The organism is Mesorhizobium sp. CNPSo 4689, from assembly GCF_057784325.1.
This window is the reverse complement of record NZ_JBWLUZ010000016.1, coordinates 46,487-64,887: the sequence shown is the minus strand read 5'-3', so window position 1 is coordinate 64,887 and position 18,401 is coordinate 46,487. Positions and strand designations below refer to the sequence as shown.

The window sequence follows — 18,401 nt, the reverse complement described above, 5'->3', positions numbered from 1 at the left end:
GTTCCCAGTTCGATTGCATTCAGGCGCGTTTGGCAAGCAAGCGGTAGAGCATCGATGCCGGCAGTATGCGTTTGAGGATCACGCCGATTCTGGCCGGCACTGTTACCACATAGTGCGGTCGCGGGCGCCGCGACAGAAGCGCATGGCGCAAGGCCGTATGGACCAGCTCCGGACCGGGTTTCAGCTTGGAGATGCTGCCACCGGCCCTGAGCCGTGCCAGTTGCGCCTGATAGTCGGCACGGTGAACCGAGTTCTCGTGGTCTATATTCTTGAGGAACCAGAACAACGCATTGCTGGCGATCTTCGAGGTCACTGGTCCCGGCTCGATGAGCGAGACGTGTATGCCGCTGCCCGCGAGTTCCTGGTGCAGGCAGAGCATCAGCCCTTCCAGCGCATGCTTGGAGGCGGAATAGGCGCCGCGAAAACGCACTGGCGTCAGCCCGAGGATCGAGGAGCAGTGCACGATGCGGCCATGGCCTTGGCTGCGCATCACCGGTACGATGCGGCGGGTAAGGTCATGCCAGCCGAAGAGATTGGCCTCGAACTGTTCTCTCAACGCCGCGACCGGCAGATCCTCGACTGCGCCCGGCTGGGCATAGGCGCCGTTGTTGAACAGCGCGTCGAGCCGCCCGCCGGTGCGTTCCAGCACCGAGGCGACCAGCGCTTCGATGGAGCCGGGCTCGCGATAGTCGAGATAGAAGGTCTCGATGCCGTCGGCCTCGAGCGCGGCGATGTCGGCGGGCTTGCGCGCCGTCGCGAACACCCGCCAGCCTTCCGCCTTGAGCGTCCGGGCGCAATAGGCGCCTATTCCGGAAGACGCACCGGTGACGATGATGGTGCGCAATTCTCTCGCGGCGGGATTAGCGGTTTGACCAAGGGTTGCCATTTGCCGCATTCCCTTCCCATATTCGCGGCGTCGAGACAATCGAAGGGAACGCGGGACTTGTTGCGGAAAATCGTCGTCCTGCGCCGCGTGCTCTATGACGCGATCGGTCATTTCAACACCGACGACGGCTGGGCGATGGCCAGCCATCTGGCGATCACATCGCTGATGGCGCTGTTCCCGTTCCTGATCTTCGCCACGACCCTGGCGAGCTTTCTCGGCGCGCAGGCCTTTTCCGACACCGCCGTGCACCTGGTCTTCGACACCTGGCCCGAACAAATCGCCAAGCCGATCGCGCGCGAGGTGCTCAACGTGCTCACCGTCCGCCGCACCGACTTGTTGACCTACGGCGTGCTGCTTGCCGCCTATTTTGCCTCGAACGGGATCGAGGCGCTGCGCACCTCGCTCAACCGGGCCTATCGCGTGTCAGAGACACGCGGCATCATCTATCGCCGGGTGCAGAGCATCATCTTCGTGCTGATCGCCACGGCGTGCTTCCTGGTGATCAGCGTGCTCCTGGTGTTCGCGCCGCTGCTGGCGCGGCTTGCCGAAGCACATATCGAAGGGATCAAGCCCTATATGGGCACGATCACGCTATGGCGTTACGTCATCGCCTCGACCGTCATTGTTGGCGGGCTGTTCGCGGTTCATTTCTGGCTGCCGGCGGGCAAGCGCCGCTTCCTTTCGATCGTGCCCGGCATCATCTTCACACTGGTCGCCTGGCTTGCCGGCTCGACCATCTTCGCCACCTATCTCGATCATTTCTCGTCTTATGTGACGACCTATGCCGGCCTCGCCTCGATCATGATCGCGGTGGTCTTCCTCTATATGCTCTCGGCGATCTTCATCCTCGGCGGCGAGCTCAACGCCGCGATCAGCCGCTATCTCGAGGCGCGCGCCCGCGTTGGTTGATTCCTGGTTGGCTGGGCGGTGGCGAGCCCGACGCCCAGCGTGGCGATCGCCATGCCGATTATCTGCACAAGATTGAGCTGTTCACCGAACAGCGCCCAGGCGATGACCGCGGTGACGGCCGGGACGAGGTAGAACAGCGAAGCGACCTTCGACATCTCGCCGTCGCGGATCATCACCATCAGAAGGAAGATGGCGCCGATCGACAGCACCAGCACCAGCCAAGCCATGGCGAAGATCAGCTCGCCATTAATGGTGACGGTGCGAGTCTCGAAGGCGAACGAGGCGAGCGCCATCAGCGCGGCGCCGCCGACATATTGCCACATCGTCGCCGCCACCAGGTCGCCACCGGAGGCGAAGCGCTTCTGCCAGATCGTGCCGGCGCTCATGCCAAGCACCGAGATGAGCGAGGCGGTCAGCGTCGCTGCCGTTACGCCGCCGCCGAGCGCTCCGAGCTTCGGCCACAGCACTATGACGACGCCGGCAAGGCCGACGGCGAGACCCGCCCAATGGCGCGGCAGGATCGCTTCGCCGAGAAACCGGCCGGCAAGCACTGCCGTGACCAGCGGCTGCAGACCTACGATCAGGGCAGAGAAGCCGGCCGGCATGCCTCTGTGGATCGCCCAAAACACGGCGCCGAGATAGACGCCGTGCATCAGCACGCCGGCGCCCATCGCATGCAGCGCTTCCGCCCGGGTGGCTCCTTTGGAGCCGAGCACGACCGTCAAGCCGCCCAGCAGGATGGCGGCGAGAACGAAGCGCACGGCCAGGAAGGTGAACGGTTCGGCCCAGGGCATGGCATAGCGCGCACCGATGAAGCCGGTCGCCCACAGGACGACGAAGGAGGCGGGGATGAACCGCTTGATGCTGTGCATTTTCGGGGGCCGTTCGTGAACCGGGTGGAGACGTATTCGATGAAGAACTGACTACGGCGATTGCTCTAATGCCGTTCAATCGTGCAAGCAAAATGAAACGATTGATCCATAAGCTCATTCGAATTCAACAACGGCATCGGGACAATCGGTCAACCGATTGATCCCAGGGGCATGGCGGCTCGGTCGCCATGGGTAGGCATGCTTTTGCACCTCGACGCCAGCTGGCTGCTGATGACGGTCGCGACGGTGGCCGTCTTCGGCTTCTTCTTCGGCACCGCACTCGACGCCATCATGAAGGATGATGGCTTCGGTTCGACCGGCAACACGCTGCTGTTCACGCTCGGCTTCTTCGTCGCGGTGATGGTCGCCAACGAGCATGGCATCAGCCTGCGGGATCTCAAGCTCGCGATCGCCTGGGGCCTGGGGGGCGCCTTTACCTTCATCAGCGCGATGGCACTGATCAAGGCCGGTCTGGCGCGCTGGTGATGTTTCTGCAGTTCAGGTGATGCCGACGAGCTGCCTGACGTCTTCCGGCGAGACGCCCGCCTGCCTGAGCGCGGCAAGGCCGGTATCGCCAAAACTCTTCGACAGCTTGCGCCCGTCCGGGCCGGGGATCAGGCGATGATGGAAGTATCCCGGCTGCGGCAGGCCAAGCATGTCCTGAAGCAGGCGTTGCACGCCGGTCGCTGAAAACAGATCCTGGCCGCGCACGACATGGCTGATGCCTTGCAGGGCGTCGTCGACGACGACGGCCAGGTGATAGCTGGTCGGGATGTCGCGGCGCGCCAAGATCACGTCACCCCAGTCCTGCGGCCGGGCTTCGACCTGTCTGGTGCCGGAAAGCGTCTCGTCGGTGAATTCGGTCCATGACAGATCACCCGAGGCGCGCGCCATCGCCGTGTCCATATCCAGCCGCCAGGCAAAGGGCATGTTCTCGGCGATCCGCCGCTGGCGTTCCCTCACCGGCACTGCCTTGTCCACTGGGGGATAGAGCGGCACGCCGTCGGGGTCGCGCGGCCAGTCGCGGCCGCGTTTTTCGCTGCCGGCGATGAAGGCGCGGATCTCACTTCTGCTCATGAAGGCCGGATAGACAAGCTCTTCGGCAATCAGCCGGTCGAGCACCGTCCGGTATTGCGCAAAATGCTCGGACTGGCGGCGCACCGGTTCCTCCCAGTCGAGCCCGAGCCATTTCAGGTCGTGAAGGACGCCGGCTTCGAATTCCGGCGTGCAGCGCGTGATGTCGATGTCCTCGATGCGCAGCAGCAGGCGCCCGCCGGCCGCAGCCGCCAGTCTCTGGTTGAGCAGCGCCGAATAGGCGTGGCCGAGATGCAATTGCCCGTTCGGGCTCGGCGCAAAGCGGAATGTCAGCAGCGTCATCTCTCAGGCGGCTTGTCGGTTGTCAGGCGCTTTCGCCGATTGCTACCTTGCGCCCGGCCCAGGCGGAAGGGAACATGCAACGCATCGCCAATCTCGACGACATCGCGCAAGGGCTCGACGCGCTCTGCCGCATCGACCCGCGGCTTGAAAAGGTGCGCGGCATGGCCGGCGAGGTGCCGCTCAGGCTTTCGGAGCCGGGGTTCAGGAGCCTTGCCTCGATCATCGTCTCGCAGCAAGTGTCCCGCGCGAGCGCCGATGCGATTTTCGGGCGGCTGACGACGCTGCTCGATCCGCTGACGCCGCAGGCGATCCTTGCCGCCGGCGAAGACGTCTTTCGCGAGGCCGGGCTGTCGCGGCCGAAGCAGCGCGGCCTGATTGCCGTGGCAACAGCCGTGGCCGATGGGCTTGACCTCAACCATCTCTGTTTGCTCGACGCCCCCGCGGCGATCGCGGCGATGACGGCGGTGTCGGGCATCGGCCCGTGGACGGCGGAAGTGTATCTGCTGTTCGCCGCCGGCCACCCCGACATCTTCCCCGCGCGTGACGTTGCGCTGCAGAGCGCCGTCGGCCACGCGCTCGGCATCGACCCGCGTCCGCCGGAGAAAACGCTTATCCGGCTCGCCGAATCATGGAGCCCGTGGCGAGGTGTCGCGTCGCGACTTTTCTGGGCCTATTACCGCGAATTGAAGGGGAGGGACGCTGCACCCCCCGCGTGAATCCACAAAAAAGCCTGAAAATCAGGCGTTTTTGACGTTTCTGGCGAGCGACAATCCGCTTCACATCCCTGTCATGTCGGGCTTACAGTATCCCGGCCGATCGGTTCGCGAGACAAGGAGGTCAACGCGTGACGATTGCCGTATCTCCGGATGGGCTTCCAGCGCTGGTGCTGAATGCGGACTACCGTCCGCTCAGCTATTACCCGCTGTCGCTCTGGTCATGGCAAGACGCCATCAAGGCGGTGTTCCTCGACAGGGTGAACATCGTCGCCGAGTACGAGCACGCCGTGTCGTCGCCGACCTTCTCGATGAAGCTGCCCAGCGTCGTCAGCCTGAAGGCCTATGTGAAGCCATCGAGGCATCCGGCCTTCACCCGCTTCAACGTCTTCCTGCGCGATCGTTTCCAGTGCCAGTATTGCGGCACGCCGGAGGACCTGACCTTCGATCATGTCATCCCGCGCCATCGCGGCGGGGCGACGACGTGGGAGAATGTCGTCGCCGCCTGCTCTCCCTGCAATCTCAGGAAGGGCGGCATGATGCCGGCGCATGCCAAGATGTGGCCGCTGCAGAAACCCTTTCAGCCGACGGTGCACGATCTGCACAACAACGGCCGCCTGTTCCCGCCCAACCATCTGCATGAAAGCTGGATGGATTATCTGTACTGGGATGTCGAACTCGAACCATAGAGTTCGGCACAAATCCGCCATGCTGGCCGCCTGACGCGGCTTCCGGCCTTCGCCGGCCGAAGCGCTTATGGGCGTTCGTGGCAGTTGCAGTTAAGGCTACGGTCGGCGTAGGCCGGTGCTCACGGACTTGAATGTCCGCTCCGCTCCGGTTCTCGAAAGCCGCGCCATCCGACTCAGCCTGCCGAATTTCTGGACGAACTCTGCGTCGGGGCAGATCAATCCCGCGCGAAGGCGCTGCGGAAGGCGACGGCGGCCAGGATGAAGCTGGCGATGGCGTTCCAGCCGGCCAGCGACAGGCCGAGGATGCGGAGGGCCGCCTTGTCGCAGGACGGCGGCACGAATTTGTCGAGCGCGTCGAGCACGCCCTTGCCGCCGGTGTCGACCGGGCCGGCACCGGCGGTACAATCGGCCGGGCCTTGCCACCATGCCCATTCGACGCCGGAGTGATAGACGCCGAGATAGAGGCCGTAGAGCATCAACAGTCCGCCGATGGCGAGCAGCCCGCGCGTTACCCAGGCGGGCGCGCCCAGCACCGAGGCAAGCGCCGCCAGCAGCATCAGCGGTGCGCCGATGTAATAGGGCGTGCGCTGCTCCAGGCAGAGATGGCAGGGGATGTAGCCGCCTATGTACTGGAAGGCGAGCGCCGAGCCGACGGTGGCAGCCATGACGACGGCAAGGAAAAGTGCGGCCCGCGTGCGCTGGCGTCCGGTATCGGCATTCATGGTCGCTGTCATCGATGATGGTCCGTCTGCTTCGTCGCCTAGAGCGTTGCATCGTTTCACGGCAACGCCGAACCGCTCTATCTGTTTGTTTTGACGCAATTCCGGACGGAAAACCGTTTCACACTTTTCCTGGAATTGCTCTAGTGAGCGTATCTGACCGCGATATAGAGCAAAATCAGGGCGGCGGCGGCGGCGCTGGCGATCAGGCCGAGACGCTTTTCGATGAACTCGCGGATCGTTTCGCCATAGCGGCGCAACAGCCAGGCCAGCAGCAGGAAGCGAGCGCCGCGCGCGACGATCGCCAGCGCGATGAACAACAGCAGATTGACGCCGATGACGCCGGAGAGAATCGTCACCACCTTGATCGGCGGCAGATGGGCGGCGCCAGAGGTGACCAGCATCAGGATGATGAAGCCGATACCGGACGAAGTGCGCAGCGCCTCGAACTCATCGTACTTGCCGTAGAATTCGAGAATGGGTTTGGCTACCGCTTCATAGGCATAGTGGCCAATGAACCAGCCGGCGATGCCGCCTAGAACCGATGCGACGGTGGCGATCAGCGCATAGCGGTAGGCGCGGTCGGGCCGCGACAATGCCATCGGCAGATAGAGCACGTCGGCCGGCACCAGAAACACCGAGCTTTCGACGAAAGCGATGAAGGCCAGCCACCATTCGGCGGATTTCCGCGCCGCCAGCGACAAGGTCCAGTCGTAAAGTCCGCGAAGCATCGGCTCTCCTAATGCATGTCGTCCAAAAGTGCGCAGCGGTTTTGGGAAAACGACATGCATGAAAACAAAGACCAGAAGCACGCCGCATCCATTTCCTGGACGCCAGGCGCTTCAACGCGCCGTCTGTCTAGAAAGATTTTCCGCGCTGCACAATGGCTGAAGCTTCGCGAAACAGAAAGGTGAGGTTTGGTCGCGGGTCGAGAATTGGCCAGTTGACGAACAGGCCTCCAACCGTATAGTCCGCGCCCATCCAGGCCGCCCGGCCTGAGCCCCTATGGCGGAATTGGTAGACGCGCTCGACTCAAAATCGAGTTCCGCAAGGAGTGCTGGTTCGATCCCGGCTAGGGGCACCAATTTTCTAGAAAAAGCGCTTGTTTTCCAATAAGATATAAGAACGGAGTGAATTTGCATCCACCCGCAAATCAACCTTAGAATGCGCGGTTAGGTTCCCTTTCGCCCTGATAGGATTGCCGTTCATCACGATGGTAGGGGTATCAGGTTGTCCAATTGGTCGCCCTTAGTTTCCAGCACAACTACTCTGGATAGGACTGTTTTCGGTAAAATCGCGCCATGCAGGCGAGTGAGCTTTTGAAGAGCCCGGGACAAAGCAGAATTGCACCGCCGAAATGCTGAACCCCGCAACACCAATGCCGGCGATGACATCCACGACATAGTGGTTGGCAACGATGGCCGCGGAAGTTGCCATCAGCACGTGGAGGAGACAGATGGGGTAGCGGAGCCATTTCACGCCCCACGCCGCCCATGCACTAAGAACCGCGATGGCGGCATGGACCGAGGGGAAGGTCATGATCCCTTGGGCCTTTGTCAAATCGAGAACGAAATCCGCTTGGTCCCGGACGGCGTTCAATTGCCGCAGGAACACGGTGCCCCATGCCCCTTGCAGATTTTCGAGGTCGCTAGGATCGACATTGTAGATACTGTAGGTTCCAAGAGCGGGGTACCAGATCGAGACAACGCATGAAATGAAGCAGATGACCGCCCAGATGAGGGTCATCTGATATGAGCGCAGGACTTGCCCAGCCGAAGCCAGGATCAACGGCAGCGCCAGAAGCTGGTATGGGAAGCTACCGTAGGCGACGTTCAGGGCGTACGAGAGAAATTGTCTGTCGTCGACGAATGTAACCAGCGCTAGCCAATCGACGCCAAGCGCCTGATCCATCTTTTGAAGCTGGTCGTCAGCCCACGGCATGTTTAGTCGTGCAGCGAGATAGACAGCAATCACGATCGGGGCGCTCAGAAGCAATCCATAAAGAGCATTTTCGAATGCCGCGAGAAGCCTGGGCCGTGCAACCAAGAGGCGGGAAGAAGCCAGCGCCGCGGCAACTATAAGAAATGCCGCCGGGATACTGCCGACGTTTTTCATGCCCAGGCCCACAATCGAGGCGAGCCAAAACACGGTCGCATAGGCGGCAACGGTTAAACCGGCGAGACCATACCTTGCTTTAGAAATATCGGACATACTTACCCCACCCTGTATGATCTTGATATTTTGTGAGTCTTAACAAATACAGAATCATGACGTGGATGTTGTTTGAAGTAGTGATTGATAATATAAATCGACACTAAATTAGGTATACCTAATATATACATATATATTGTAGGCAGGTCTGATATTGATAAGCGGGATCGCTGTCGCCATGGCAGCATCCGGAGCTCCAGAAACTCGGCCTGCCGGCGATCTGCTTACGGCCCAAAGCGGACAGACTTTACGCGCTCATGAAAGACCGCTGGAGAGCGTGAAAGGGGGCATGGCGGCTTGCAAGGCACCGACCACATATCGAACGCCGCTGTCGGGCGTTTGTCGGGCGACGACAAGCAATTGCTTAGCTGATCGCACGTCGCCTGGGTCGCTATCGCCGGCCGTTGGAGGAAAGCTAATTTTTCAACGCACGCCAAATAGGGCTATCTGCCCGCGAATTGTACCGGGCCTTCCGCCTAGCCTTGGTGGCGAGTGAAAATGTATGTGCGCGGTTAAACCGCAGGAAGTCAGAAAAAAATCTTGCGCGATTTCGAAGCAAGGTCACTCCAGAAGGGGACCCCTCCCGTGCCGCAAACTGGGACCGGCCCACCCCTTTGTGCCTCACCTTCACCTATCAAGGAAGCGCAGCGGGGCCTCGCCCCGCCTCTGCCGTCAACTGGACCCGCGAGCCACTACATCACATCGGTCCCGGCACCATCTTGGTCGGCTGCTCCGGCATGGGGAATGCGTAGTTGTCGCATTTCACGTCCGGGTTCGTCGGGCTGAACATTCCGTCCGGGTTGTCCTTAAACAGCCAGGCGTGGAGGTCGTAGTGGTGGAACTCCTTTGGAATGAGCGGATAGTGGCCCTCCATCGGGCCCATGAATTTCTGTCCGAAGAGTTCCGGCGGCGCCTTGGTGTCGGGCGTCAGGGGCACGAGCCACTCGACGCCGACCAGGCGCAACTCGTTACCGACCGGTTCGTAGATCAAGACATTGGGACGCATCGGATCGACTGTCGGGCCGATGCTGGGAACGTTGACGAAATGAATGCCCATGGCACCCTTCGGGTAGTCCATCGTTCCGGGTATTTTTTCTCCGCTATAGGAGACGCATCCGACCGTCGACAGGTAGAGGTCACGAATGGCGGCCTTGTAGTCTTCATACTTGGCCAGCGATTGCTTCAGGGCATCGAGTTCGGCCTTGTTGGGTTCGGCGGCCTGAGCTGCGGCCGCGCCCAGGAATGCGCCGACGAGACCTATCGAAATGAGGATCCCGCGACGCCCAAGACAAGCTATCTTCGTCATGCACTCCTCCCAGATTTTTGATTCTGGCCGTGCAAGACCGAGGCGCAAATGATGCTAACCGCGCGGCCAACTCTACCGCCTCGTCCCCTTTGGACTGTATCGATGCTAAACCTTCCCACTGCGTGGGAACAGCAACCCTTATGACCTAAGCCAAAAGGCTCGTTGGTCGGAAAAGGGCAATCGACAAAGTCGGAAAACCGCTACGCACCTTTCCTAGAGTCGCTCTAGCGCCGCCCCAGCAGGCTCTTCATGCGGTTGCGCAGCAGGCGCGCCATGTTGCGGGTTTCGCGGTAGAGATGCAACTGCGACGCCGCCTGGCGCACCTGGCGGTCGGCGTCCGGCGAGAGCCCGATCACCAGCGTACCCATCGGCTTGCGCTCGCTCCACAGCCGGCTCATCACCGGATGATCGGGCACGGCGCAGGAATCGGTCATCACGATGTTGGGGTCGTCGAGATGCTGCCTGGTGACCTCGATCATCAAGAGCGTGCCCGGCGAATAGGCCGATAGCGTCTCGTCATAGGCGGTCTTCCAGGTATAGGCGACGCCGGCCTCGACGAAGACGATCAGGCAGGCGATGGTGCGGCCGTCGAGTGTCAGCGAGTGGATACGGCAGAGATCCTGCTCGGCCAGCCGGTGCACGGCCTCGCGGGCGAAGGCGGCGCGGAAGCGGTCGATCGCCATGGCCGTGCGCTCGCGGCCCTTCCAGCCGGCCACCTCCAGCGTCAGGAAGCTTTCGATGGCATGGCGGATCTCGTCGGGTCCGCGCGCCACGACGTGCTCGAGCTTGCCGAGGTCGGCAAGGCGCCGCTTCAGGCGGCGGAATTCGCGATGGTGATGCGCGCGCAGCGATGCCTTGAGATACGCCTCACCTTCCGCCTCGCTTTCGAGCACCGGGCGTTCCAGTCTGCCCGTGGTGACCATGGTCAGGCTGCGCGTCTCGGCAACCGAGGCGAGCAGGCTGGCCACCGGGCCGTCGAGCCGGATGTCGGGCAGCACAAAGACCTTCGGCAGCTTGAGATGTGGCCGCGACAGCATCGAGAAGAAATCCTCGATGACGCCGACCGGGTCGTCGCGGTCGACCAGCGGCGTGCCGATCGGACCGAACGGGCTCGACCAGGTGCGCATCACGGGGACGCCGAGGGGGATCGCCGGCCGCTCGACCGAGAACGGCACCAGGAGGCGCAGCCGGTTGCGGTACTCGTCGCCGTCGCGGATCACAGCGAGGCGCACTTCACGGTCTTCAAGCCTTGGCATCGCCGGGGCGAGGAAGCGCGGGTTGAAGAAGACGTTGGATTCGATCGTGCGGGTGCACAGATAGTCCAGTTCCTCGACCAGGTCGAAGCCGGCAGAGGCCGGGTAGATGGCGAGCTTGCGCTCGGGTCGGTTGTTGGCGAGGATCTCGATATGGGCGGGATCGGCCTCGCGTGCCAAGCCGGCAAGGCCGGACACCATGGCGCCGGCGGGGCCACCGCTGGTTTCCTCGAGCAACGGGACGGCGGCCATCAGGCATCTCTCCTGGCGGGCACGAAGATGGCCATGACGATACCGAGCTTGCGCCAGACGGTGAAGGACAGCGCGCCGGCCTCGAAGATCATGGCGAAGCTGGTGGCGATCGCCGCGCCCCACAGGCCGAAATGCGGGATCAGCAGCACATTGAGGCCGATGTTGAAGGCCAGCGTCATGGCATAGACGGCGGCGCAGATGTTCTGGTTGCCGCTCATGGTCAAAAGGCTCTCGCAGGGGCCGACCGCGGCCCGCGCCACGACGCCGAACACCAGCAGGAACAGCAGCGGATAGCCGGCGGTGAATTCGGGGCCGAACAGCACCAGCATCGGCTGTCCCAGCGCCAACACCAGGAGCGCCATCACCAGCGAGGGCCAGAACGTCCACGACACCGTCTCGCGGGCGAAGGCGGCAAGCTTTTCCGGCTCGCCATGGGTGAACTGGGCGTAGCGCTGGGCAACGCCGGCCTTGACGGCGAAATAGACGAAATGCACCAGCGCCAGTGTCTTGACGGTGGCGAAATAGACGGCGACGTCATTGGGCTCGAGATAGGCGCCGACCATCAGCACATCGGCGTTGGTGAGCAGGAAGAAGAAGCTCTCGACCAGGAAGATCGGCAGCGAGACGACGAACCACTGCCCAAAATGCACCTTCATCGGCCCGGTCGGGATAATCCGTTCCATGCGTGAGGTGACGCCGATCAGTTGACCGAGCGTGGTGACATAAGTCGCGGCGATCGAGGCGAAGATGGCGGTCCTGGCGTCGGGTGCGTAGCCCAACGCCAGCATCAGCGCCATGAACGCCAGGATCAGCACCGGCCGCACCAGATAGGTCGGCGAGAGCGCAAAAAGCGCCCATGAGTTGGCGCGCGACAGCCCTTGCAGCAAGTCGCCCATCGCGATCATCGGCAGGCAGAAGACGCCGAGGATGAAGGGCACGACATAGTAGTTCTCCAGCCAGGCCGCGCCCAGCCAGACGCCGAGGGCGCCCAGCCCCGCGATGAGCGTTGATGCGATCAGCACGAACAGGCGACTCGCCACGACGATGCCGCGCAATTCGGCCAGCATGCCGCGCTCCCGGTATTCGGGAATGAAGCGGATGACCGAGGTGTGGAAGCCGAGGCAGGCGAGGTTGCCGACGATGACCATCGTCACCCAGACGAGGACGAAGATGCCGTATTCGAACGAACCAATCCAGCGCGCCATCAGCACCTGGCTGACGAAGGCGATGACGGCACTGATGATGCGGATGGAAAAGGCGATGACCGACATGCGCCCGGCCTCGCCGCGCTCGTCGGCGGTGAACAGCACGGCGTCGATCCGGTCAAGCAGCGGCACCATGCGCAGCGCCAAACGCTGCGGCAAAAACCGCTCGGCTGTCGTGGCCGCGGAAAAGCGCACCCCGATCACACTCCGTTTTCCGCCTCTTTTTCTGCATTTCGCTCTATCCGAAACACCTTAAGAAACGGTTGGGTGAGCCGCCGGTGCGCGGCACGCGCATTCGTCATGCCGGTGGCATGACGAAAGGCGAGCGAACGCCGGGGAGTTGCCGAAGGCAACTGGCCCCCCGGCCGGGAGGCGGATGAGCAGCGGGCGAAAAGCCAAGGATTTGGCTTTTCGAGCGACGAACGCCCGGAGCTATAGCGGAGGGCCGGCCGGGGCAAGTGCGCGGGTACGCGTTTTCGTCAAAACCGGTGGCATCACGAAGGGCGAGCGAACGCCGGGAATACGGGGATAAGCCAGTCGCGGGTGGTCGCTTCACGAAACCGGATAAGGCATAGTCTTGGTCAGAATCGAACCCTTGCATCCGTGGACATGGCAAGAAATCAACTCGACCTTTTTGGCACCGAAGAACAGCCTGAGCTTTTCGATGAAGATGCGCCGACCGTCTACTACCATGGCGATCCAGATAGGGTTCGCGCGAGATTGCATAAGCTAATCGCAGAGGCGCGAAGCGCGGAAACGCTGCCTTGGGACCAGGACAGCACCCGACTCTACCACAAGATCGTGCCCCAGATGGTGCTTTGGCTGCCGGAGGAAGAAGCCGCGCAGTTGAAGTTCGAGTTCGAGGCCGAAATGGTGCGGCTGAAGGCGGCGTAGAAACGGACAGGCTGGCACCCCTGGCCAAGGCTCGTTCAGCAAAAAGCGGTGAACCAGCCAGGAAGAAAATGAAAAACCCGCCTCGGCGGCGGGTCGTCGGCGCAAATCAGCACCATACTCGGAACTATAGCATAGTTGCCGTCACAAGGCCACAGGAAATGGAAACGCGGGGCCTCGGCATGTCGCGCATCTGACCATCTCGCCAAGGACGGTCGATCATCATGTCTCGGCGGTGCTGGACAAGCTGGAGCCGTCTCGCGCGGCGAGGCAACGGCTGCCGTGCGAGCGTCAGGGCTGCTGTAACGCCGGTTTTCCTGGTCGGAAAAAATCGCCAGGGCCGGCGCCGCCCCTCATCCGCCCTTCGGGCACCTTCTCCCCGTATAGGGACGGGGAGAAGGAATAAGGTGCGCTACGCGAACGCCCCGTGACAGTGCTTGTATTTCTTGCCGGAGCCGCAGGGGCAGGCTTCGTTGCGGCCGACCTTGCCCCAGCTCGCGGGGTTGTTCGGGTCGCGGTTTTCGGGAGCGACGATGGCGTTGCTCTCCTGGCGGACCAGAAGTGCGGTCTCGCCGCCTTCAAAGTCGTCCTCGCCGGTGGTGCCGTCGATATGGCTGCCGAACATGTCGGGTGCTTCCGGAGGCGGCGCTTCCGCCGCCTGGCGCACCAGTTCGACGCGCATCAGCTGCGCGGTGACGGCCTGGCGCAGATTGCCCAGCATCGCCTGGAACAGCTCGAACGCCTCGCCCTTGTACTCCTGCAGCGGGTCGCGCTGGGCGTAGCCGCGGAAGCCGACGACCGAGCGCAGATGGTCGAGATTGACGATGTGCTCGCGCCACAGATGGTCGAGCGTCTGCAGCACCACCGAACGCTCGACATAGGCCATCACGTCGGGGCCGAAACGCTCGGCGCGCTCCTTGGCGGCAGCGTCGGCGGCCTGGGTGACGCGCTCGCGGATGTCGTCCTCGGCGATGCCTTCTTCCTTGACCCAGTCCTCGATCGGCAAATCGAGGTTGAGGAATTCGGCCACCTCGGCCTTGAGGCCGGCGACGTTCCATTGCTCGGCATAGGCGTTTTCGGGAATGTTCTTGGCGACGATCTCTTCGATGACGCCTTCGCGCATCTCGGCGATGGTCTCGGACAGGCCTTCGCCGTCCATCAGTTCGATGCGCTGCTCAAACACCACCTTGCGCTGGTCGTTCGAGACGTCGTCATATTTCAGCAGGTTCTTGCGGATGTCGAAGTTGCGAGCCTCGACCTTCTTCTGCGCCTTTTCCAGCGCCTTGTTGATCCACGGATGGATGATCGCCTCGTCTTCCTTGAGGCCGAGCTTCTGCAGCATGCCGTCCATGCGCTCGGAACCGAAGATGCGCATCAGATCGTCCTGCAGCGACAGGAAGAATTTCGAGCGGCCGGGGTCGCCCTGGCGGCCGGAGCGGCCTCTGAGCTGGTTGTCGATGCGGCGCGATTCATGGCGCTCGGTGGCCAGAACGTAGAGGCCGCCGGCGGCAAGCGCCTTTTCCTTCAGCCTGGCGATGTCGTCGCGGATTTCCTTTTCCTTGGCCTCGCGCTCCGGACCTTCAGGCATGTCGCCGAGTTCCTCGGCAATGCGCATCTCGGCATTGCCGCCGAGCTGGATGTCGGTGCCGCGGCCGGCCATGTTGGTGGCGATGGTGATGACGCCGGGCTTGCCGGCCTGGGCGACAATGGCCGCCTCGCGCTCGTGGTGGCGGGCGTTCAGCACCTCGAAGTCCTTGAAGCCTTCCTTGCGCAGGCGTTCGGCCAGCTGCTCGGATTTTTCAATCGAGGTGGTGCCGACCAGCGTCGGCTGGCCCTTGGCGCTCGCCTCGCGGATCTCCTTGACGATCGCCTTGTATTTTTCCTCGACGGTCCGATAGACCTCGTCGTCCTCATCCCTGCGGATGACCGGCAAATTGGTCGGGATCTCGGTCACTTCGAGATTGTAGATGTTGCCGAATTCCTCGGCCTCGGTCAGCGCCGTGCCGGTCATGCCGGCAAGCTTCTTATAGAGGCGGAAATAGTTCTGGAAGGTGACGGAGGCCAGCGTCTGGTTCTCCGGCTGGATCGCCACGTGCTCCTTGGCCTCAAGCGCCTGGTGCAGGCCTTCCGAATAGCGGCGGCCTGGCATCATGCGGCCCGTGAACTCGTCGATGATGACGATCTCGCCGTTGCGCACGATGTAGTCCTTGTCCCTCTGGAACAGCCGGTGCGCCTTCAGCGCATTGTTGACGTGGTGGACGATGGCGACGTTCTCGACGTCGTAGAGCGATTCGCCCTTCAACAGGCCGGCCGCGCGCAGCAGGTTCTCCAGCTTCTCGGTGCCGTCCTCGGTGAAGATCGAGGTTTTCTGCTTCTCGTCGATCTCGTAGTCGTCCGGGCCAAGCCTGAGCATGTAGGCGTCGATGGTGTTGTACATCTCCGAACGGTCCTCAAGCGGGCCGGAAATGATCAGCGGCGTGCGTGCCTCGTCGACCAGGATCGAATCGACCTCGTCGACGATCGCGTAGCTGTGCCCGCGCTGCACCATCTGGGCGCGCTCGTACTTCATGTTGTCGCGCAGATAGTCGAAGCCGAGCTCGTTGTTGGTGGCGTAGGTGACGTCGGCGGCGTAGGCGACGCGGCGCTCTTCGTCGGAGAGGCCATGGACGATGACGCCGACCGTCAGGCCGAGGAATTTATAGACGCGGCCCATCCATTCGGAGTCGCGGGTGGCGAGATAGTCGTTGACGGTGACGACGTGGACGCCTTTGCCGGCCAGCGCATTGAGATAGACCGGCAGCGTCGCGACCAGGGTCTTGCCCTCGCCGGTGCGCATCTCGGCGATGCCGCCATTGTGAAGCACCATGCCGCCGATCAGCTGCACGTCGAACGGGCGCATGCCGAGCACGCGGCGTGCCGCTTCGCGCACCGTAGCGAAGGCCGGTATTAAAAGATCATCGAGCGAAGCGCCGTTAGCGATGTCCTGGCGGAATTTTTCCGTGCGGCCCCTGAGGTCGGCATCGGAGAGCGCCCGCATCTCGTTTTCCATGGCGCTGATCGCCTCGACGCGCGGCCGGGTCGCCTTGACGCGGCGATCGTTGGAGGAGCCGAAAACCTTACGGGCGAGACCGCCGAGACTGACCATCCAATGGCCCTTTCGATAGCATTCTTAATCGTTGCGACGGGTGCCGGCCGGCCCCATCAATTCCGCGTGAAACGCGGACAAACGCAAAAAGCGCCCGGAAAACGGTTCTGGACGCAAAGTCGTTGGACAGATAAGAGGGGGCTCAACTGATGTCAACGCCGCGCTCGTCCTGCGGACCGCGCCAAATTCCGCCACAATCTGGCTGATCTGCAAGCCATTTTGCTCAAGCAACCCCATCGGCAATCCCCATCGGAGTTAACTTAATGTCCCTATCGTTCCGCCGTGCGTCGCTCGCCAGCCTTGGCCTGGCTTTCGGCCTGTCGGCTCTGTCGCTGCCGCCCCTGATGGCGCAGGAAGCCGCCCCCGTCCAGCCGGCAGCGCCGGCCCCGGCGGCTGCGCCGGTCGACCCCAACGCGGTGGTCGCTACCGTCAACGGCCAGCCGCTGACCGAGGCAGACCTTGGGCTTGCCGAAGGCGAGCTGTCGCAGCAGTTTGCGCAGCTTCCGCCCGAACAGCGCCGTGCGGCGGCCCTTTCGGCAGCCATAGAGATCCGCATCATGGCCGCCCAGGCGGTCACCACCGGCCTCGACAAGGATCCCGATTTCCAGCGCCGCATGGCGTTCCTGCAGCAGCGCGCCCTGCATGGCGAAATGGTCGAGAAGGGCGTCGTCGACAAGGTCACGGAGGCCGAGGTGCGCGCCCGCTACGACCAGGAAATCGCCAACACGTCGCCGGTCAATGAGGTGCACGCCCGTCACATCCTCGTGAAGACGAAGGAAGAGGCCGTGGCGATCATCAAGCAGCTCGATGGCGGCGCCGACTTCCAGAAGCTCGCCAACGAGCACACCAGCGATCCGAGCGGCAAGTCCAATGGCGGCGATCTCGGCTGGTTCGGACCTGGCCAGATGGTGCCGGAATTCGACAAGGCGGCATTCGCGCTCGAAGTCGGCAAATACACCAAGGAGCCGGTGCAGTCGCAGTTCGGCTGGCACGTCATCAAGCTCGAGGACAAGCGCACCAAGCAGCCGCCGGCCTTCGAAGAGGTCAAGGACCAGGCCAAGCAGGCCGTCATCCGCGACAAGTACTTTGCGCTGGTCAAGTCGCTGCGCGGCGCCGCCAAGGTCGAGATTCCCGACGCGAACCTGAAGAAGGCGGTCGACACGATGGAAAGCGCCAAGTAAGGCCGACAGAACTTCAAAAGGGGCGCGGCAACCCGGTTGCCGCGCCCTTTTTTCAATCGGCCGGCTCGGCCGCGATTTTAGAGCGGTTCATCGTTTCAAGGAAACGCAGAACCGCTCTATCTTTTTGTTTTGACGCAATTCCGGACGGAAAACCGTTTCACACCTTTCCTGGAATTGCGCTAACGGGCGCCCGCTATGCCTTGCGTCAAATAACGGACCGCCTTGCGTATCGTCGCTTCGTCTTCGTCGAGCCGGTTGGTCAGCAGATGCTTCCAGGCATAGGAGGCCACCAGGTCGGCGACCAGCGCCGGATCGATATCGGCTGCAACCTCGCCCCTTGCCTTCGCGCGCTCGATGATCTGGCCGGTGTGGGCTGGGCGCCCACCGGCATACTCGGCAAGGGCCACGGCTGCGGCTTCATCCGACTGCGCCTCGGCGACCAACGATCTGAATACGTTGCCTGACGACGTCTCGCGCCAGTGCCGGAACAGGTTGTTCAGGAAGCCGACGAGGTCCTCCTCGAGATTGCCGGTATCGGGAACGGTAACGCGCTTGCCGCGCTGGTAGACCTCGAGCAGCAAGGCGGCCTTGCTCGGCCACCAGCGGTAGATCGTCGGCTTTCCGGCCCGCGCCCGCCGCGCCACCGCCTCGATCGAGAAGCCGGAATAGCCGGCCTCCGTCAGCACCGCCTCGGCGGCATCGAGAATGGCATCGGCGCTGTCGGGATTGCGCCTGGCGCCAATCGATCTGCGCCCCGGATGCGCTTGCTCACTCATCTGCTTTTCCTTGCCG

Annotated in this window: 17 protein-coding genes and 1 tRNA gene; 7 read left to right on the top strand and 11 right to left on the bottom strand. The window is 62.6% G+C overall.

The window, feature by feature from the left end:
- Window positions 1-19: 19 nt before the first annotated feature.
- Entirely contained in the window at window positions 20-886 is an 867-nt protein-coding gene (locus tag AC04SI_RS20290; protein ID WP_404283798.1) for an SDR family oxidoreductase, read from the bottom strand.
- 57 nt (window positions 887-943) lie between these two features.
- Here AC04SI_RS20290 and AC04SI_RS20285 point away from each other — a divergent pair, with 57 nt between their 5' ends.
- A complete protein-coding gene (locus AC04SI_RS20285; RefSeq protein WP_192182506.1) occupies window positions 944-1,795 on the top strand; it encodes a YihY/virulence factor BrkB family protein in 852 nt (283 codons plus the stop codon).
- Here AC04SI_RS20285 and AC04SI_RS20280 read toward each other — a convergent pair.
- Entirely contained in the window at window positions 1,765-2,667 is a 903-nt protein-coding gene (locus AC04SI_RS20280) for a DMT family transporter (protein WP_404283800.1), read from the bottom strand. The two genes, AC04SI_RS20285 and AC04SI_RS20280, sit on opposite strands and share 31 nt — an antisense overlap.
- 198 nt (window positions 2,668-2,865) lie before the next feature.
- On the opposite strand from AC04SI_RS20280, the gene AC04SI_RS20275 reads away from it, so the two are divergent.
- Complete coding sequence (locus AC04SI_RS20275; protein ID WP_404283802.1) at window positions 2,866-3,153, top strand: hypothetical protein; 288 nt, start codon at window positions 2,866-2,868, stop codon at window positions 3,151-3,153.
- A 12-nt stretch (window positions 3,154-3,165) separates the two neighbouring features.
- Here the strand turns inward: AC04SI_RS20275 and gluQRS are convergent, their stop codons facing one another.
- Entirely contained in the window at window positions 3,166-4,044 is an 879-nt protein-coding gene (gluQRS, locus tag AC04SI_RS20270; protein ID WP_404283804.1) for a tRNA glutamyl-Q(34) synthetase GluQRS, read from the bottom strand.
- A gap of 74 nt (window positions 4,045-4,118) precedes the next feature.
- On the opposite strand from gluQRS, the gene AC04SI_RS20265 reads away from it, so the two are divergent.
- Together AC04SI_RS20265 and AC04SI_RS20260 are read left to right on the top strand one after the other, a co-directional pair.
- The gene (locus tag AC04SI_RS20265; RefSeq protein WP_404283805.1) at window positions 4,119-4,760 is read left to right on the top strand and encodes a DNA-3-methyladenine glycosylase family protein; all 642 of its coding nucleotides are present in this window, start codon (window positions 4,119-4,121) and stop codon (window positions 4,758-4,760) included.
- A 128-nt stretch (window positions 4,761-4,888) separates the two neighbouring features.
- Window positions 4,889-5,446, top strand: coding sequence for an HNH endonuclease (locus AC04SI_RS20260; RefSeq protein ID WP_006199900.1), 558 nt, complete (start codon window positions 4,889-4,891; stop codon window positions 5,444-5,446).
- A gap of 215 nt (window positions 5,447-5,661) precedes the next feature.
- Here AC04SI_RS20260 and AC04SI_RS20255 read toward each other — a convergent pair whose 3' ends face one another.
- Entirely contained in the window at window positions 5,662-6,180 is a 519-nt protein-coding gene (locus tag AC04SI_RS20255; protein ID WP_404283806.1) for a disulfide bond formation protein B, read from the bottom strand.
- 128 nt (window positions 6,181-6,308) lie between these two features.
- Window positions 6,309-6,896, bottom strand: coding sequence for a YqaA family protein (locus AC04SI_RS20250; RefSeq protein ID WP_404283808.1), 588 nt, complete (start codon window positions 6,894-6,896; stop codon window positions 6,309-6,311).
- A gap of 268 nt (window positions 6,897-7,164) precedes the next feature.
- Between AC04SI_RS20250 and AC04SI_RS20245 the strand changes: the two genes are divergently transcribed.
- Window positions 7,165-7,249: transfer RNA gene (locus AC04SI_RS20245), tRNA-Leu, on the top strand.
- Window positions 7,250-7,413: 164 nt separating this feature from the next.
- Here the strand turns inward: AC04SI_RS20245 and AC04SI_RS20240 are convergent.
- The 4 genes from AC04SI_RS20240 to AC04SI_RS20225 all read right to left on the bottom strand — a co-directional run bounded on the left by AC04SI_RS20240 (window position 7,414) and on the right by AC04SI_RS20225 (window position 12,587).
- A complete protein-coding gene (locus AC04SI_RS20240; RefSeq protein WP_488474783.1) occupies window positions 7,414-8,376 on the bottom strand; it encodes a phosphatase PAP2 family protein in 963 nt (320 codons plus the stop codon).
- A gap of 697 nt (window positions 8,377-9,073) precedes the next feature.
- Window positions 9,074-9,682 carry a hypothetical protein gene (locus tag AC04SI_RS20235; RefSeq protein ID WP_404283631.1) on the bottom strand — a complete coding sequence of 203 codons (609 nt, stop codon included), beginning with the start codon at window positions 9,680-9,682 and terminating at the stop codon, window positions 9,074-9,076.
- A gap of 224 nt (window positions 9,683-9,906) precedes the next feature.
- Window positions 9,907-11,187 (bottom strand): GNAT family N-acetyltransferase, encoded by a 1,281-nt coding sequence (locus AC04SI_RS20230; RefSeq protein ID WP_404283629.1) that lies wholly within the window; start codon window positions 11,185-11,187, stop codon window positions 9,907-9,909.
- Complete coding sequence (locus tag AC04SI_RS20225) at window positions 11,187-12,587, bottom strand: lipopolysaccharide biosynthesis protein (protein ID WP_404283638.1); 1,401 nt, start codon at window positions 12,585-12,587, stop codon at window positions 11,187-11,189. The genes AC04SI_RS20230 and AC04SI_RS20225 overlap by 1 nt, the downstream gene beginning before the upstream one ends.
- A gap of 408 nt (window positions 12,588-12,995) precedes the next feature.
- Here AC04SI_RS20225 and AC04SI_RS20220 point away from each other — a divergent pair, with 408 nt between their 5' ends.
- Window positions 12,996-13,286 carry a hypothetical protein gene (locus AC04SI_RS20220; protein WP_404283627.1) on the top strand — a complete coding sequence of 97 codons (291 nt, stop codon included), beginning with the start codon at window positions 12,996-12,998 and terminating at the stop codon, window positions 13,284-13,286.
- A 409-nt stretch (window positions 13,287-13,695) separates the two neighbouring features.
- On the opposite strand, the gene secA is transcribed toward AC04SI_RS20220, so the two are convergent.
- Window positions 13,696-16,428: a preprotein translocase subunit SecA gene (gene secA / locus AC04SI_RS20215; protein ID WP_404283625.1), complete on the bottom strand. Its 2,733-nt coding sequence runs from the start codon at window positions 16,426-16,428 to the stop codon at window positions 13,696-13,698.
- Window positions 16,429-16,691: 263 nt separating this feature from the next.
- On the opposite strand from secA, the gene AC04SI_RS20210 reads away from it, so the two are divergent.
- Window positions 16,692-17,609, top strand: coding sequence for a peptidylprolyl isomerase (locus AC04SI_RS20210; RefSeq protein ID WP_404283623.1), 918 nt, complete (start codon window positions 16,692-16,694; stop codon window positions 17,607-17,609).
- 179 nt (window positions 17,610-17,788) lie between these two features.
- Here AC04SI_RS20210 and AC04SI_RS20205 read toward each other — a convergent pair whose 3' ends face one another.
- Window positions 17,789-18,385 (bottom strand): TetR/AcrR family transcriptional regulator, encoded by a 597-nt coding sequence (locus AC04SI_RS20205; protein ID WP_404283621.1) that lies wholly within the window; start codon window positions 18,383-18,385, stop codon window positions 17,789-17,791.
- Window positions 18,386-18,401 lie beyond the last annotated feature (16 nt).

Excerpts from the sequence above, each read along its gene's own strand:
- AC04SI_RS20290 (WP_404283798.1), bottom strand. The coding sequence starts at position 886 with ATGGCAACCCTTGGTCAAACCGCTAATCCCGCCGCGAGAGAATTGCGC.
- AC04SI_RS20280 (WP_404283800.1), bottom strand. The coding sequence starts at position 2,667 with ATGCACAGCATCAAGCGGTTCATCCCCGCCTCCTTCGTCGTCCTGTGG.
- AC04SI_RS20275 (WP_404283802.1), top strand. The coding sequence starts at position 2,866 with ATGCTTTTGCACCTCGACGCCAGCTGGCTGCTGATGACGGTCGCGACG.
- gluQRS (WP_404283804.1), bottom strand. The coding sequence starts at position 4,044 with ATGACGCTGCTGACATTCCGCTTTGCGCCGAGCCCGAACGGGCAATTG.
- AC04SI_RS20265 (WP_404283805.1), top strand. The coding sequence starts at position 4,119 with ATGCAACGCATCGCCAATCTCGACGACATCGCGCAAGGGCTCGACGCG.
- AC04SI_RS20255 (WP_404283806.1), bottom strand. The coding sequence starts at position 6,180 with ATGACAGCGACCATGAATGCCGATACCGGACGCCAGCGCACGCGGGCC.
- AC04SI_RS20250 (WP_404283808.1), bottom strand. The coding sequence starts at position 6,896 with ATGCTTCGCGGACTTTACGACTGGACCTTGTCGCTGGCGGCGCGGAAA.
- AC04SI_RS20240 (WP_488474783.1), bottom strand. The coding sequence starts at position 8,376 with ATGTCCGATATTTCTAAAGCAAGGTATGGTCTCGCCGGTTTAACCGTT.
- AC04SI_RS20235 (WP_404283631.1), bottom strand. The coding sequence starts at position 9,682 with ATGACGAAGATAGCTTGTCTTGGGCGTCGCGGGATCCTCATTTCGATA.
- AC04SI_RS20230 (WP_404283629.1), bottom strand. The coding sequence starts at position 11,187 with ATGGCCGCCGTCCCGTTGCTCGAGGAAACCAGCGGTGGCCCCGCCGGC.
- secA (WP_404283625.1), bottom strand. The coding sequence starts at position 16,428 with ATGGTCAGTCTCGGCGGTCTCGCCCGTAAGGTTTTCGGCTCCTCCAAC.
- AC04SI_RS20210 (WP_404283623.1), top strand. The coding sequence starts at position 16,692 with ATGTCCCTATCGTTCCGCCGTGCGTCGCTCGCCAGCCTTGGCCTGGCT.
- AC04SI_RS20205 (WP_404283621.1), bottom strand. The coding sequence starts at position 18,385 with ATGAGTGAGCAAGCGCATCCGGGGCGCAGATCGATTGGCGCCAGGCGC.